9 protein-coding genes are annotated in these 16,797 nt (G+C 58.1%); 4 read left to right on the forward strand and 5 right to left on the reverse strand.

Translation table 11 applies throughout. The annotated features are described in order from the left end of the window. Positions 1 to 2 precede the first annotated feature (2 nt). From ACP8IT_RS07110 to ACP8IT_RS07125, 4 genes are all read left to right on the forward strand, one after another. Positions 3 to 7,574 carry a non-ribosomal peptide synthetase gene (locus ACP8IT_RS07110; RefSeq protein ID WP_070684482.1) on the forward strand — a complete coding sequence of 2,524 codons (7,572 nt, stop codon included), beginning with the start codon at positions 3 to 5 and terminating at the stop codon, positions 7,572 to 7,574. Positions 7,575 to 7,665: 91 nt separating this feature from the next. Beyond that, positions 7,666 to 8,292, forward strand: coding sequence for an MptD family putative ECF transporter S component (locus ACP8IT_RS07115; RefSeq protein ID WP_014307391.1), 627 nt, complete (start codon positions 7,666 to 7,668; stop codon positions 8,290 to 8,292). Then, positions 8,292 to 9,038, forward strand: coding sequence for an energy-coupling factor transporter transmembrane component T (locus ACP8IT_RS07120; protein ID WP_014303365.1), 747 nt, complete (start codon positions 8,292 to 8,294; stop codon positions 9,036 to 9,038). Before ACP8IT_RS07115 ends, ACP8IT_RS07120 begins: the two co-directional genes overlap by 1 nt. 14 nt (positions 9,039 to 9,052) lie before the next feature. Continuing rightward, complete coding sequence (locus ACP8IT_RS07125; RefSeq protein WP_227917020.1) at positions 9,053 to 10,513, forward strand: ABC transporter ATP-binding protein; 1,461 nt, start codon at positions 9,053 to 9,055, stop codon at positions 10,511 to 10,513. A 3-nt stretch (positions 10,514 to 10,516) separates the two neighbouring features. Here ACP8IT_RS07125 and ACP8IT_RS07130 read toward each other — a convergent pair whose 3' ends face one another. Genes ACP8IT_RS07130 through ACP8IT_RS07150 form a run of 5 tightly spaced genes read right to left on the reverse strand, consistent with a single transcriptional unit; the run spans position 10,517 to position 16,671 of the window. Then, positions 10,517 to 12,241 (reverse strand): ABC transporter ATP-binding protein, encoded by a 1,725-nt coding sequence (locus ACP8IT_RS07130; protein ID WP_014303363.1) that lies wholly within the window; start codon positions 12,239 to 12,241, stop codon positions 10,517 to 10,519. Continuing rightward, complete coding sequence (locus ACP8IT_RS07135) at positions 12,241 to 14,007, reverse strand: ABC transporter ATP-binding protein (RefSeq protein ID WP_474897992.1); 1,767 nt, start codon at positions 14,005 to 14,007, stop codon at positions 12,241 to 12,243. Before ACP8IT_RS07135 ends, ACP8IT_RS07130 begins: the two co-directional genes overlap by 1 nt. Positions 14,008 to 14,034: 27 nt before the next feature. Next, positions 14,035 to 14,820 (reverse strand): thioesterase II family protein, encoded by a 786-nt coding sequence (locus tag ACP8IT_RS07140; protein WP_023018093.1) that lies wholly within the window; start codon positions 14,818 to 14,820, stop codon positions 14,035 to 14,037. Further along, the gene (locus ACP8IT_RS07145) at positions 14,817 to 16,034 is read right to left on the reverse strand and encodes a glycosyltransferase (RefSeq protein ID WP_490289816.1); all 1,218 of its coding nucleotides are present in this window, start codon (positions 16,032 to 16,034) and stop codon (positions 14,817 to 14,819) included. The genes ACP8IT_RS07140 and ACP8IT_RS07145 overlap by 4 nt, the downstream gene beginning before the upstream one ends. A 7-nt stretch (positions 16,035 to 16,041) precedes the next feature. Further along, complete coding sequence (locus ACP8IT_RS07150; RefSeq protein ID WP_462311117.1) at positions 16,042 to 16,671, reverse strand: sugar O-acetyltransferase; 630 nt, start codon at positions 16,669 to 16,671, stop codon at positions 16,042 to 16,044. Positions 16,672 to 16,797 lie beyond the last annotated feature (126 nt).

The following is a 16,797-nucleotide window of genomic DNA, read 5'->3' on the forward strand; positions in this document are numbered from 1 at the left end:
CCATGATCAAAGAGGAACAAATTCGCGAAGAACTCCTCGCCTCGCTCCACCAGATCCTCGGCGAAGATGCCGAAATCGGCATCGACGACAACCTGCTCTCCCACGGCCTGGAGTCACTTCCAACAGTCCGTCTGCTCGCTGATTGGATGAAACAGGGACACCGCGTCTCCTTTGGAGATTTCATGCGCGCCCCAACGGTAAGGCAGTGGGCGAAGATGCTTGTAGAATCCACACCAAACCACAGCACTGACGCCATTGAGTCCCCCAAAGATGGGTTTGCCGCTCCCATCGACGATTCCGTACCCTTTGACCTCACAGATGTCCAATACGCCTATTGGATTGGCCGCAATTCCTCGCAGCAACTGGGCGGGGTGGGCACCCACGGCTACGTAGAGGTCGAATCCCGCAGTATCAATATCGACCGATTGCAACAAAGCTGGCTGACGCTACTACGTTCCCACCCGATGTTGCGCGCCTGCTACACCGAAGATGGCAAGCAATATGTGCTGCCAGAGCCGCCCCACCCCACCATCCTCGTTCATGACCTCACCAAGATGGACGAGTCCACGCGCGAAGAAGCTCTGCTATCCACGCGCGAACGCCTTTCGCACCGACTGTTGGACATAGCTACCGGCCATGTGGTATCTTTAGAAGTCAGCCTCCTCCCTCAGGATGTAGCAGTTATTCACTTCGATATCGACCTGCTTGTGTGCGATGTGCAGAGTTTCCAAATTATCTTGCACGACCTCGCCCACCATTACGCCACCGGTGAAGCCCCCGACGCCGACCCGTCGTGGAGTTTCGCTCGCTACCTCGCTGGACACGCTCGCGAAGGCGTCGCCGATATCGACCGTGACCAGGCATACTGGCGCAATCGCCTCTCCGAGTTGCCGGGTGCCCCAACCTTGCCGATGAGCCACGGCACCAACGAGGAACAAGCACACCGGTTTGTACGCCGCAGTCGATCATTCGATTCGGCAACTTGGTCGCGCTTGCGTGAGGTGTGTGAACACCACGCTACTACCCCAGCAATGGTGTTGCTGACCGCCTACGCCCGCACCATCGGCCAATGGAGCGAGAATAAAAAATTCCTCATGGCCGTACCTCTGTTCAACCGCGGTTCAGACACAGCGATAAAGAATGTCGTCGCAGACTTTACCGCCCTGACACTCACCAGTATCGATCAGTCCACACGCCGCACTTTCAGCGAGGACCTCAAGGATATACAGGCCTCTTTCTATGAGGATTCGTCACATTCACAGTATTCGGCGGTGCGGGTGCTGCGAGACCTACGTGCTTCCAGAGGTGAGCAAGTTTTGGCTCCCGTGGTGTTCTCCTGCAACCTGGGAGACCCACTGGTTGGCCAAGAGTTTATAGATACCTTCGGAGAGATTAGCTACATGATCTCCCAGACCCCCCAGGTGTGGATTGACCTCCAAGTCTTCACCACCGTCAACGGCTTCCTAATCGTCTGCGACGCAGTTGAACAGTTGTTCCCCGAGAAGATGCTGGACGATCTCTTCGCCACCCTAGTGATGGAGATTGACAAGGCAATCACCGACGATCTCTCGCATTCAGACCCGGTAGAGAGCCCAGGAGCGCAGGCCCGTCGAGCGTCACGTGCCGAAGTTGCCTCTTGGCGGCTGCCTGACACCACCCTTGTCGATGAGGTGATTGCCGCTGCACGGTGCCACCCCCAGGCCACGGCCATTCGCAGTGCAAGCGGCGACGTTATTACCTACCAAGATTTGGAAGAGCAAGCCACCACCATCGCCTCTGCTTTGGTGAATTCCGGGGTTGGGCGAGGCGCTTTGATTGCAGTGATGGTGGAGCGTGGTCCTCGCCAGATTATTGGTGCGCTAGCCGCGATGATGGCGGGCGGAGCATATGTACCGGTGAGTCTACAGCAACCGGAATCTCGTATTGCCGCTCTCTTGGGGGCAAGCCAAGTAACGCATCTGATTACTGACCGACCCGATAAGGTTCTGAGCGAAACTGCAGTTCAGGTAGTAGATTTCACGAGCGCTACCGGCACAGCCAATCTTCCGCAGCTGCATCCACAAGACCCAGCCTATGTAATCTACACCTCTGGGACCACTGGAACACCAAAAGGAGTCGAGATTTGCCACGGTGCTGCATGGAACACCATTAGCGAGATCAACCGTCGCCTGGGCGTTGGTCCGACAGACCGCCTACTAAGCGTATCTTCCTTTGATTTCGATCTCTCGGTGTACGACGCCTTCGGGCTCCTTTCTGCTGGCGGCGAACTGGTAACCATCCCAGATGATGCGCGCCGCGACGCCAAGAAGTGGGTATCGCTGGTGGATAGTTTAGGCATAACTATCTGGAATTCGGTGCCTACTTTGTTTGAGATGCTTTTATCTGCGGCTGATCGGACACCGGGCAAGCTCAGCAGCATACGCCATGTTCTGCTATCTGGCGACTGGATTGATACCAGCCTGCCTGAGCGCATGCGCACGGTTACCCCGCAGGCACACCTATTAGCTATGGGCGGTGCGACGGAGGCATCTATCTGGTCCAATGGTCTCGACCTCGATGTAGTGTCACCCGAGTGGACCTCAATTCCCTATGGTCGGCCGCTTGCCAAACAGATGTACCGGGTGGTGTCCAGCAATGGCCAGGACTGTCCCGATTATTCTGTGGGGGAGCTGTGGATTGGCGGCCTGGGCGTAGCTACACAATATGTCGGCGACCCCGGACTCACCGAAACTAAGTTCGTAATCTCGGAGGACTCACGTTGGTACCGCACAGGCGATATGGGCCGGTTCTGGGCCGATGGGACGATCGAGTTTTTAGGCCGCTCGGATAACCAAGTCAAAGTTCGTGGCCACCGCATCGAACTCGGCGAGATCGAGTCCGCGTGTGAAGCGTTGCTGCCAATAGAGCGTGCCGTGTGTATCACGCACCAAGGTGCATCATCGTCACCATCTTTGGTTACGTTTGCTCAGTTCACACCGTCACATGTTGCCCGAACTACTCCGGAGCAGTTTGCGACGTCATTGCGCGCCAAAGTCAACGACGTGCTGACCGAGGGCGACATCCGCACGTCCGTCGAGCACGATGAGCATTTACAGACCGCATATGCCTTCTCAGTGATGCGACGCTGGGAGGAGCAACTCACCGGCGTGGGGACCCCAAACCACCTCCGCGAACACCGTAATCGCTGGCAGACATGGCTAGGCAAAGCAGATGAACACCCGGCTACCGCAGACTTGCTTCTAGACGACGAGTCGTTCGGCGCGTTAGAGCGTTTTGTCACCCCCTTCGAGCAAGCCTTCGTAATGGCGGAGAAGCAGCGCAGTATCGCTGAGTTCATCCAAAGCCCAGATTCGATGTCGGTGGAGCAATTCCTCGCAACCCGTCCGTTGGGTCGGTTGGTTCACCGGGTCCTCGGCGCGGTTGTGCGTGAATGCAGTACCCACTCAACCAGCGAGCTCAAGATTCTTGAGATCGGGTCACGCCGGCCCGAGGCCTCTGCGGACTACGCGGCTATCGCGGGGACGAGCGCATACGTGCTCGCTGATCCCTATCGTCATCACCTCGAACATGCCGGACAACGTGTTGGTAACACCTTCACGTACCGCCAGCTCGGAGTCACTAGCACGCCCCAACCGACTCCTGGGGAGGCAGTGACGAAGGCGGACTTGGTGCTGTGCAACCAGACGCTGCACCAGAGCGAGGACATCGAGAAAACGCTCTGTGAGGCCTGGGGCCTCAGCGCCCCTGGAGCAACGATGGTGGTGGTAGAGCCCACTGCCCCCTCCCCGATGTCCGATATCACCGCCGCATTTATTGCCAACAATACCACGGACGCTCGGGCCGAAACCGGTACAGTACTACTCAGCGCCCGCAGCTGGAAAGAAATCCTGCAGCGCACTGGGTGGAAACCTGTAGAGCATGTAGAGATCACTAAAACGACGGCGCTTATCATCGCCGAACGCGCTAGTTCCAACGAATCGGTCACACTATGCGATTCTGACTATGCCAAGGCTACAAACCTACTGGCCACCCGCCTTCCGGAGTACATGCTACCGAAACGCATCCTGGAGCTAGCGAAGTTTCCACTCACCAGCAACGGCAAGATTGACCGCAAAGCGCTCACAGCATTAGTGCCGGAATACTTCGACAACGAGCCCGCTGTCACCGAACTTCCGCACACCGCCACCGAGAAACGGCTCATCGATATCTGGGATGAGCTGCTGCACACCAGCTCCAACGTGAACTCAGACTACTTTCGCTTGGGTGGTGATTCTCTCACAGCAACACGCCTGCGCCGTACCATCGAACAGTGTTTTGGCGTGGAATTTCCGTTAGAGAATATCTTTGACGTTCCGTTGCTGCGCGACATGGCCGCCCGAATTGACCAGATAGCCGAAGTCCCCCACCAGCAATCGGATCTTCCCAAGATTGTTCACGGGTCTGAACAGTACGCTCCGTTCCCGCTGACTGAGGTGCAGCAGTCCTATCTCATCGGCAGCTCTGGAGCCATCGAACTCGGCGACGTTTCCAGCCACTGTTACTTTGAAATGTCCACTGCCTGCCTAGACCCGGAGCGAGTGGAAGACGCGTTCAATGCCCTGATTAAACGCCATCCCATGCTGCGCACCGTCGTGTGTGAGGACGGATTGAGTCAGCGTGTGTTGCCCGAAGTACCACGCTACCGCATTGCCCTCATTCGCTCCGGCAACGCCGACAATGAGGATACTCTCGATGAAATCCGAGAGGAAATGTCCCGCCAGAAGTTTGATCCCACTCAGTGGCCATGCTTTGACGTGCGCTACGTAGCCGAGCCCGACGCGGGTCGACTGCTTTTAAGTTTCGATAACTTGTTTATCGACGGCTGGAGCATGTTCCACATTTTCCGTGAGTGGAAGCAGGCCTACGACCACGGCGTAGACAGTCTCGATCCGGCAATCCCCTATTCATTTAAAGACTATGTCGAAGCCACGATTGAACTGTCACACAGCGACATCCATAAGCGTGACCAAGCCTATTGGGAATCGGCAGTGGATACTATTTATCCTGCACCGCAGTTGCCGGTGACCGACACAAACGGCGCTAATACCTCGCAGTTTTGCCGCCACCACGCCCTGGTGGACGCTGCGAAGTGGCGCCGGATTAAGCAACGGGTACGTGAGGAGGGGATGACCGAAGCCGTATTCCTAGCCGAGGTATACGCCGAAGTCCTAGCGAGGTACAGCGATGAGCCGCGACTTAGCATCAACCTGACCCGGTTCGACCGCACTCGGTTCGCCCCCGAGGTTGACCACATAGTTGGCGACTTCACCAGCCTATCTATTCTCAGCGTGGATACCCAGTGTGCACCATCGTTCCGGGACCGCGCTGCAGCGCTACACAGGCGCATGTTCAGCAATCTCGATCACGGCAGTGTCTCCGGCGTGTCGGTGCAGCGAATGCTTACTAAGCAACGCGGTGCTCGGGTAACCATGCCGGTGGTCTTCACGTGTGGCCTGGGCGTCGTGGAGCACCCCGAGTCAGATCAGAGTCCTTACCTGGGCGTAATCGATCATGGCCTATCGCAGACGCCACAGGTATGGATGGACCTCCAGGTCTATGAACACGATGGTGGCCTGATGCTGAATATGGACGCGGTCGAGGCGATCTTCCCCGACGACATGGTGGCGGAGCTTTTCACCAGCCTTACAGCCACTCTCTCGCACCTCGCAGAGTCCCCTGAACTCTGGAACGCGCCCACCAGTACCATAGCTCCGACGACCAACGCGCCCACCGCAGATCGAATCAACGACACAGACCGGGAACTCCCCGGAGCGGATAAGAGCCTACTGGGGCTGTATCAGAAGGGACTTGCCGAGCATGGTGACAACCTCGCGGTGATAGACGCCACCACGCAATGGACATACGAGCAACTCAATGAGCAGTCGGATAAGTGGGCCCAGCTTATTGCTGCAACTGACCCGGCGCCTGGTGATCTCGTTGGCATCATGATGGAAAAGTCCGCACAACAGATCGCAGCGGTACTAGGCGCAATGAAGGCCGGATGCGCCTACTTGCCGCTGAGCGTGGACCAACCGGTGGGGCGTAACACTTCCATCATCAACGATGCGGGTGCATCCATTGTTGCGATGGACCATCCGGACGATGATTTCGCTGCGTTAGCCGAGCACTGCACAGTCATCACTCTGGCCGATGTCGCCCGGCATCGGCCAGGTGACCAGGCCTTAAGCGAATCGAGTCCGACACCCAGCTCGCTTGCGTACGTCATCTACACGTCTGGTACGACGGGCACTCCCAAAGGAGTAGCCATCACCCACGAGTCGGCGGTCAATACGATTGTCGATGTCAACGAACGCCTCGGGGTGACTCCGACCGACCGGATATTGGGGATTTCAGAGCTAAACTTCGATCTATCGGTATACGACATCTTCGGGATGTTCGCGCGGGGTGCTACCTTGGTGTTGCCATCTCCAGCAGACAAACGTGATCCGCAGTGCTGGGCAGATGCCGTAACTACGCACTCGGTGACGCTGTGGAACTCTGTGCCAGCACTTTTTTCGATGTACGTGGAACACCTCCGCGAACGGAGCCTCATTGGTTCCTCCGTACGGTCGGCACTACTCAGCGGAGATTGGATACCTGTAAATATCGCTTACCAGGTCAGCACCCTCTTCCGGGACTGCACAGTTTTCGCTGCTGGGGGTGCTACCGAGGCATCGATATGGTCAAACTGGTACGAGGTAGGCGTCGATGATGCCTCGCGTACCAGCATTCCCTATGGAACGCCGCTGGCAAATCAGCGAATGTACATCCTCGATGAGGCCCTGAACCCCCGACCCACGCATGTGCCGGGAGACCTTTACATTGCCGGACGTGGCCTGGCCATGGGGTACTGGAAGGACCCAGAGAAGACCGCAGCATCATTCATCACCCACCCCCGCACCGGCGAACGAATGTACCGCACGGGCGACAAGGCCCTCTACAATCACCTTGGTCACATCATCTTCCTGGGGCGCGAGGACGGTCAGGTTAAGGTCAACGGCTACCGCATCGAACTCGGTGAGATCGAGTCAACAGCACGAAAATTCAACGAACTCCGCGATTGCGTCGCTGTCAACGACCATGGCATTGTTCTCTACGTTGTTACGCATGAGGGCTTTAACATGGCAGCACTCAATAACCACCTCGCCGAGTCTCTCCCTGCCTATATGCGTCCACGCGTGATATCACGCATTGATGGGCTACCACGGTCTTGGAACGGCAAGATTGATCGCAAGAGTTTAGAAGGAAAAACCTTTGAACAACCACAAACAAGGGAACGCTCTCGTAATCACCGAGATTCGGGTATCATTACCATCTTGCAAGAACTCCTCGGGCCCAAGGAGATCAGCATCGACGATGACTTCTTCACCATCGGTGCCGACTCGCTCACGGCCGTGCGGCTTACTAACTCGATTCGTCGAGAAATGTCAGTAGAGATCTCCATACGTGACGTATTCAACCATCCAACGGTCCGAGAATTGTCCGACCTGATCGCCGACATCGTCGGCAGCGACGTAGAAGAAGGCGAAATTTAGAGTTCATGCCACACCTGTTTCACTCACCTGACAAGCCACTTGCCCCCACCCCAGTGCTACGCACAAGCAGCCTAATCTGAAAGGAAACATCATGCCCAGTACTCCCCACACCACCCCGAAAGATGCAAAAGCAGGACGGCTGAACATCACCGACCTGATGAACATCGGCATCTTCTTCGTCATCAACTTGGTAGCCGGCGTGGTCATCGCCTTCATCGGCATCACCCCCATCACCTACGTGATGATCACCAGCGTTCAGGCCCTCATCCTGGGCATCCCGATGATGCTGTTCTTGGCCAAGGTGCACAAGCCCGGCATGGTCTTCATATTCCTTCTTCTCAGCGGCCTCGCCAGCCTGCTGCTTGGTTTAGGCATATGGCCACTGCTGCTCAGCTTGGTCATGGCCGTGTTTGCCGAGTTAATTTTGCGCGCCGGCAAGTATACGAGCGCAATACACAGTGTGATCGCCTATGCCTTTATAGCAGTGTCACCCACCGCATCATATATTCCGCTTTTCTTCACCACTCGGCGCTACATAGAGAGCAGCGGCATGCAGACCAAATATGGTGCTAGTTTCGCGGATGGCCTCACCTCTATTGGCCAGATGACTTGGCTATTCCTCATCATTGTGATAGTAACCTTCGTCTGCGGGATCCTCGGCGGGATCCTCGGCCGGCGCATCTTCACCAAGCACTTCCAGCGAGCAGGAATCGCCTGATGTCGCCCACTTTGCCCGGATCAGGCACGCACACAGCGGGACTCCATCTGGACCCACGCACCACGGTGCTGGTCATCCTCGTGGTGTCCTCGGTGCTCATCTCACCGGCCGGGTCCAGTGGGGCGCTGGGCAGCACCGCCCGGTGGATGCTCATTGCCGTTCCCGGGGCACTTTTCCTCGCCTCCGGCATGGTGGCCGCTGCACTGCGATACGCACTCACCTTCGCGGTGCTCGCCGGCTTTCCTGCGGTGGTGGTACAGGCCCTGCCCGAGCGCCACATCATCGTGGACGTGTGCGCTACGTGGTTCGCAGGGCTTTCGCTCATCCTCCCTGGCATCACGTGCTGCTGGTACCTACTACGCACCGTCTCGGCCAGCGAATTCATGGCCGCGATGCAGCGCATGCGGAGCCCCGACGCCCTGACCATCCCCACGTCCATCATGTTCCGGTTCTTCCCGACGATTCTCGAGGAATACCGCGATATCCGCACCGCCATGCAGATGCGTGGCATCTCGGGCCTGCGCAACCCGATCGCTATGCTCGAATACCGCTTTGTGCCACTGTTGGCGTCCGTTGTGAGCATCGGCAACGAGCTGGCTATGTCTGCAGTGACCCGCGGATTGGGCTCGCCTCGCCGACGAACCACGCTGTGCGAGATAGGCTTCCGCGTAGGCGACGCAATAGTCATAAGCGTGCTCGTCGTGTCCCTGATCCTACTACTGGTAAATATAGTGATGCTGCCGTGATAAAGCTGCACGATGTGTCACTATCCTATGGTCAAAACACAGCGGAGCCGGTGCTGCACCACGTAAATCTCACCGTGGCGAAGGGCGAACTAGTTCTAGTGTGTGGCGAATCAGGCTGCGGTAAGTCCAGCCTGCTACGCCTGATAAACGGCGTGGCGCACACGTTCTGCGACGCCCAGATTTCGGGGGAGGTGCTGCTGGACGACGAAGACATCACTCATGCCCACCCACACGACATCGCCGAACGCGTAGGCTCAGTGTTCCAAAACCCCAAGTCGCAATTTTTCACGCTGGAAGTAGCCAGCGAACTCGCCTTTGGCTGCGAAAACCTCGGCGTGGCGCCCAACGAGATTCGACAGCGTATTGGGGAACTTTCCGCAGATTTCGGCATGGTTCATCTCCTCGACCGGCACCTGTTCACACTTTCCGGCGGCCAGAAACAAAAAATAGCATGCGCTTCAGTGGCCGCGATGCACCCACAGGTACTACTACTAGACGAACCATCATCAAATCTCGACCTCGCCGCCGTCGATGAGCTGCGCCGCATCGTCGCGCAGTGGAAGACACAGGGCCGCACCGTCCTGATCGCTGAGCATCGGCTTTCCTACCTAGTTGACATCGTGGACCGAGTGCTGGTTATGCAGGACGGGCAGATCGCTCATGATCTCAGCGGCTCGGAGTTTCGCACCCTAGACAAGGCCGAACTGTACCGCATGGGCTTGCGCTCAGCGCAGCAGGTCCCCGAGGTGACCCGCGAGCCACGCCCTTCAAGTGGCACGATGGTGCTCAAAAAGCTACAGTTCACCTACCCCAAGGCTACAGAGCCATCCCTGAGCATCAGCCACACGGAGTTGCCGCAAGGACAAGTCATCGGCGTGGTAGGACGCAACGGGGCCGGAAAATCTACCTTTGTGCGCGTTCTGACTGGCCTGGAATCTAAGGCCACCGGCGTGGTGGACATCAATAACCGCTCGCTCTCGGGTCCCCGGCAGCGCCTGCGCCAGTCCTATTTAGTAATGCAGGACGTAAACCACCAGCTTTTCGGGGAGAGCGTGGAGTCCGACGTAATCATCGGCACCAGTGGACCGGATGGGAAAAACGAAGCGCGCCTTACCGAGGTGCTTGGTGCACTTGATCTCGCGGACAAGCGGGCCCGGCACCCGATGTCGCTTTCGGGCGGCGAACGCCAGCGCGTGGCCATCGCCTCAGCAGTCCTAAGTGAGCGCGAGGTAATCGTCTTCGATGAACCCACCAGCGGGCTGGACCTGTGCCGCATGCACCGGGTGGCCCACCTGCTAGACGCCCTAGCCCGGCAGGGCAAGACCGTTTTGGTAGTAACCCATGACATGGAGCTGGTGGCGCGGTGCTGCGATCTTCTCCTGCGCGTGGAAAAAGGCCGCCTTACCGCCTGCGAACCGTGCGATGATCTCGCACTGGCGCGCACGGTGCGGTATCTACGCGGCCGCGACAGCTAGTCCCTACAGCTTCCAGCTGGTGGCGTCGCTCTTTTCACCCCAGAAGCTGCGGTAGCGTGGGGAACTCTCCATGAGTTCCTCGTGGTTGCCGATAGACTCCACGGTGCCGGAGGGACTCATCATCACAATCTGGTCCGCGTCGCGGATGGTGTGCAGCCGGTGCGCAATGACGACGATGGTGCGCTCGGCAGAAAGCGTTTTCATACCGCGCATCACAAGGTGCTCATTCTGCACGTCTAGAGAGCTAGTCGCCTCATCAAGCAGCACGATCCGCGCGTCCTTCAGTAGCGCACGAGCGATGGAGACACGCTGACGCTCACCACCGGAGAGATTCTGCCCGCCCTCGCTAATCAGGGTGTCAAACCCCTGCGGCAGCTGCCGGGCAATCTCGGTGACACCGGCCAACTCCGCTGCGCGGAGCACCTCCTCCCGCGTTGCATTGTGGCAGCCCAGGCGGATGTTTTCATACAGTGTGTCCTCGAAGAGGTACACGTATTGGAACACCATAGCCAGCGAATCCAACACCGCCCGGGAGCCAAGATCGCGAATATCCACACCACCGATACGGATGGTCCCCTGGTCAACGTCATAGAAGCGTGCCGCAAGTTTTAGCAAGGTGCTCTTGCCGCAGCCGCTGGGACCCACCAACGCAGTAGTAGTTCCGGGCGCCACGCGGAAACTCACGTCGCGGACCACTGGGGTGTTGGGTTCGTAGCCAAAGCCCACCCCATCGAACTCGATGCCATAGTCGCGTGGCGCCGCCGGAACCGCAGGCTCCGGCAACACCCGCGCATCGAGGATCTTTTGGATCTCATCTAAGGTATTGCGCGCGGATTCCAAGCCCTCGCCGTAGGGTATGCCCGACATAGCAACGCGAGCCAGGATGAACACCAACACAATGACGCCAATGTAGGTGCCTGCTTCTAGCCAGTGGTTGAGAAGTAGCACGGTGGCCAGGGCATCAATGACCACGGTACCGACCATGATGATTAAAGCCAGACGACCCATGATCATCTCACCTGTCTTCTGGGTGTGCTGCTGGGCGCTAAGCTGCTCTCGAATCGAGGCGCGCACGGCGCGCTCCCCCAGCGAATCCGGCCCAGCCATGCGCAGCACCGGCTGCACCTGGGCGAACTCCAGCACCTCCGCGGCGCCGTGCTCGTTGCGCTCGCCCTTCTGGCGCTCTGCCACGCGGTACTGCCGCATTAGGCGGTTATAGGCGAACCACACCACGGCAGCCACTGCAACGGTAACCAGCCCCAGCCGCCAGTCCACGGCGATGAGAAACACGCAAGCCAAACCGGCCGAGGCAGCACCGTGCAGCATGGGCCGCAGCATCATTGCCGGCGCGTTAGCGGCAAACAGCGCACCGCTGGTGGCTACAACACCGATCTGGCCGGCGCGATCTTCTTCAAAATAGCCCAGGGGTAGCTGTGCCGTGCGATCGGCGATAAGCCGGTGGATGCGCAGCACGTAATCATGCCCCAGGTCCTGGGCAATAACCTCAGTGGGCCAGTCTGCGGCGGCGTAGACGAGGACGGAGATAATGATCCAGGGCAACCATGCTGCGGCCTGCGCGGGATCTTCGCTAAACAGCGTGTCCAAAAACAGTGCAATGAGGATAAGGCCAATGGCCAACGCCACCGCGGAAATCCCAATTAGCGTAAGGACCAGCACCAGACGGCGACGATCAGCCGGACTGCCCAGTGAATAGAGCGTGCGGATCATTATTTTTCCTCCCCTTGGATGCCCGCCTGCGCGGTTTGGTAGCGTGCCCACATCGTGGCGTAGCCCTTGCCTGCCGCCACTAACTCTTCGTGAGTGCCTGCTTCGGTGACCTCACCGTTTTCCAGCATGAGGATCCGGTCAGCGTCGGTGATCGTGTGGAGCCGGTGTGCGATAACTACTAGCGTGCGCCCGGCCACCAGCTCGGTAATGGCCCGCTGGATCGCGGCCTCGGAGTCCGGATCCGCAAAAGCGGTGGCCTCATCCAACACGAGGATCGGCGCGTCGAGCAAGATGGACCGGGCAATAGCCAGCCGCTGCTGCTCGCCACCGGAAAGCTGCGCGTCCTCTCCCACCACCGAGTCGTAGCCGCGCGGCAGATGGGTAATGCGCTCATGAATCTGGGCGGCGCGGGCGGCGCGAACCACGTCTGCGTCGGTGGCCTCCGGGTGAGCGAGGCGAATGTTATCCCGCACGCTCATCCGCATAAGGTAAGGGTCCTGGAAGACGAACCCTACCCTACGGTAGAGCTGGTCAGATCGGAGATCAGTACTAGGGACGCCACCAATGCGCACCGACCCCTCCGTGGGGTCTAATAGCCGGGGGATGAGCGCGGCTAACGTGGACTTCCCCGAGCCGGAAGGTCCCACCACCGCAGTGATGCTGCCGGCGGTAAGTTTTTGGTTAATGCCGGAAAGCACCGGGGTGTCCGGCACGTAGGAGAAGCTTAAATCTTTCAACTCAATTCCGGCGTTTGCAGGCTCCCTGCCGCCAGCAGCGGGCGGCAATACCGGGATGTTGAAGAACTCGGTGAGATCCGCCGCGGCAGCCTTCGCCTCCGAAAACATGATGTTAGTGCGCGAAAGCATAAGCAGAGGCGCGGCGATGTTGTTGATGAACAAAAACGCTGCCAGCACATCGGCCACTGGTACGCCCGCAGACGTGATGAGCCACGGGCTGGCCGCGGCTACCACCAGCAGGCCAAACCCGGTGGAGGTGAAGATCTTCATCAAAGCGGTGGGGTGTACGGTGGCGTGCAACCACTCGCGATAGAACCCACCAAAACTCCGGGAACGACTAAGGAAAATGCTCTCGTCGTAGCCTTCCGGAACAAACACCTTGATAACCGGGATGCCGCGCACCAACTCTACGACGGCGGCGTCTAGCTGCTTCTGGCTGGACTTAAATTTCTCCGCCTTTTCTTGAAACTCGCGCATCATAAACGGCATGGTGGCCACTGCCAACAGCAGTGGTACCAGGCCCAGCAGGCCTATCCGCCAGTCCACCACGAACATGTATCCCAGGCTCAATAGCGGTACGAGTACACCGGCCGAATAATCGTGCGGCGCGTGGGCGATGAGCTGGTGGATCTTGGTGACGTCGTCTTCGATGTAGGTTTTCACAGTCCCCGAAGGTGTCCGCGTAAACCAAGACAGCGGGAGCCTACCCAGCTTGGTAATCTGCTGCTGGCGTAAGTGCTCGCCCAAAAGGCCGTCGGCCTGGTGGCTTACCTGGAGGCTCTTCACGGTTGCCTGTCCATGTAGGACGGTGGCCACCATGAGCGCCGCGACTAGCAGCCACAGCTTTGACGCATCTATCGGCTCTCCCTGGAAGGACAGCATTACGGTGCGCACCAGCTCAACCAGCACGATTACCGGCACCAGCGACAAAAACGCCGCCAGCACCGCCAATAGCAGCGACACCGTGATCTGCCGGTGGGCAGGTTGAGATATTTGCCTAAATGTAATGGGTGGTTTTTGTTCGGTCATCGGGGCCTCTTTACTTAACAGTTACAATCACGCATTGTTCCGCGCTAACCAGGCAGTGTTCCCAGTAATTCCCGCTAGAAAACCGGCAAGCAGGTCGAGGAACTCGGTTCCAGTATCGAGCGGGAAGAAATGCCCACCCGGCAGGACCTTCAGTTCAAAACTACCGCTGGTAAAATTTTCCCACCGGGAAAGCATCTCTGGGCTGACAGCTGGGTCGCTATCCCCCGCCAATGCCAGCACAGGAGAGCGAAGCACCGTGGTTGCATGGTGAAAGCCCTCGTGTAACACATAATCGCGACGAATGTCAGCGAGCAGCAGCTTCATCACATCATCATTGGCAAGGATCTCAGGTGGTGTGCCACCTACCTTCTCAAACTCCCTGCGCAGCGCACCGAACCCCATTGACGAGTGGTATTCCCCAGGCACGGTTTCTCCGGGCGCCTGCCGTGCGGCCACCACCACGGCTTCCGGTATAGTGGGCCGATGCATCTGCTGCAGGCAGGCAGCAACCTGGTAGGCCAGCGCTGCCCCCATGGAGTGGCCGTACAACGCAATCGGCGCGCCCGCCGCCAGATCTACTATCTCGGTTGCGCACATATCGGCGAGCTTGTCAAAGTCGCTTACCCATTTCTCTCGGCGACGGGTTGCCTTTCCGGGAAGCTCCACCGGCACCACGTCAATGCTTGGGTTGACCCCCACCCATCCACGATAGACGGAAGCGCTGCCTCCTGCGTGATGGAAGCAAAACAAGAGGGTTCCAGTGCGATGTCCGGCCACAAACGGAAAGACTCCCTCGCAGCTGATTTCTGTCATTTTTCGCCTTTCGCTAGGTCGGACTGATTAAGCACGATTTCTACTGCTGCGACGGTACCCGGGTCTGTGGCAAGCAACTCGGGCATCCTGCGGGCTGCGGAGTCGTATGCTCCACTTACCAAATCGGCAATTCCGGAGGCCAGGGACTGGGCACTCAGTTCGCCTCGCTGGGCGTCAATATAGTTCGGCCCGGCACCGTTTCGACAAACTGCGTTGGCATGGAAGTGTTGGTCACCACCGAATGCAACCGCAAGGCACGGCTTGCCGGCGCGCAGGATCGCCCCGGTGGTGCCCAGTGAGCCGTGGCAGATGCCTGCACGGCACCACGGAAGCACAGTCGCGAACGGGACCCGGGCGACGGTGAGGATTCCTTCTCTCACACCAGGCTCATGATCGGGATCGACGATTATCGCCCGCAGACCATGCTCGATGCACGCGTCTCGAGTCCATCGTTGAAGGTCATAAACGCGATCTGAGACCATACTCCCAAAGCTTGCCAGAACCGGGGCCGAGCCGGCAGCCACAAACTCCTCGACTGCTGGGTCTAGGGCGAGTTCACTGTGGTGCGGGTCAAGCCACTCGCCAGTGACGTGAATGTGGTTTTTCCATTCCGGCGCCGGCGGACTCAACGCGGGACTGAATTGGTAGATCGTGGTTGGTGGAGAGGAGAGCGCTCGCTGACGCAGCCCCAACCTACGGCGCCATGCCGCTATCACTGGGCGCATCGCCCAAGCCATCAGAGTATTGGACATCCAGTGGGTGACCAGAGCTCCGACAGAGCCGTCCAGTTTTCGCGGATCCACGAGGCTGTAACGGAGGCAGGGTTCGGTAGGGAAAACCTGCACCCGAACGCTGGGGACTCCGCGTGCAGCCCCTAACAACCGAGCAACTTCACTGAATTGGGTGTACATGACCACGTCAACGCCATCCATGGCATGCTCTAACACATCGAAAACGTGGGCGTCAGATATCATCTCACGGATACCTAAGACAGTGTCCATCATGCCTTTACTATCGCCCAAAAGGCGCTTCATTAACGCCCGGTAATCACCGGGTAACTCGATGTAGTCCACCCCGTTTGTACGAAAACTCCCGCCGAATTCGCTAAACCCAGCCAAAACAAACTGGTGGCCACGATCTCGAAGTGCGACACCAAGGTGCGCAAATGGCAGCATATCACCCTCAGAACCCAGGACGACCGCGAGAACTTTCACAGCCGTCTCAATCCGTAATCCAACTAGGCCACTCAGGAACCCAAGACTCCCCCATGAGCTTATCTTCCGGGCCAATATCACGAATGACTCGGCACGGATTACCGGCTGCGAGTACCATGGGCGGAATATCTCTTGTCACAACACTGCCAGCACCAATTACTGCACCATGCCCAATCGTGACACCCGCAGTTACCGTGCAATTGCCACCAAGCCACACATGGTCTTGTATGGTGATCGCACCCCCGGTACACACCATGTATTGCCGCTCTACGGGGTCTAAGGCGTGATTGCCAGCAAAGAAGGAACACCATGGACCAACCATGACCTCATTGCCAAATGTCACCGGGGCCATATCAAGTACCGTCGTTCCTCGATTGAAGGTCACGCCATCTCCGACCTTGATTTTCGAGCCATATTGGACATGAAATGGCAGGAAAACCATTAAGCGCTCCCCCAGTTCACCAAGCAGGTCTGCCATCACTGCCTGCTTCTCCGCTGTTTGAAGTGGACGAAGCTGGTTGAGATCGTGACACTTCTCCGCCGCCTCCATCATCTCGTAATAGAAATCCGGGTCCTCAATAGGGCGGAAGGGCTGACCGCAGAGAATCTTATCTTCGATTTGCTCTCGAGAATCCATGGATACTCCTTTGTGCTTGAGAGGCGCGAGCCACAATACGAATTACGGTCAGCCACGCGGTTTGACCCTGACTAGTCGGAATACCCAGATTCTTAGCTCACACTTGGTAGCTTACAGGCCTTCGAC

Source organism: Corynebacterium sp. LaCa_23 (genome assembly GCF_058182375.1).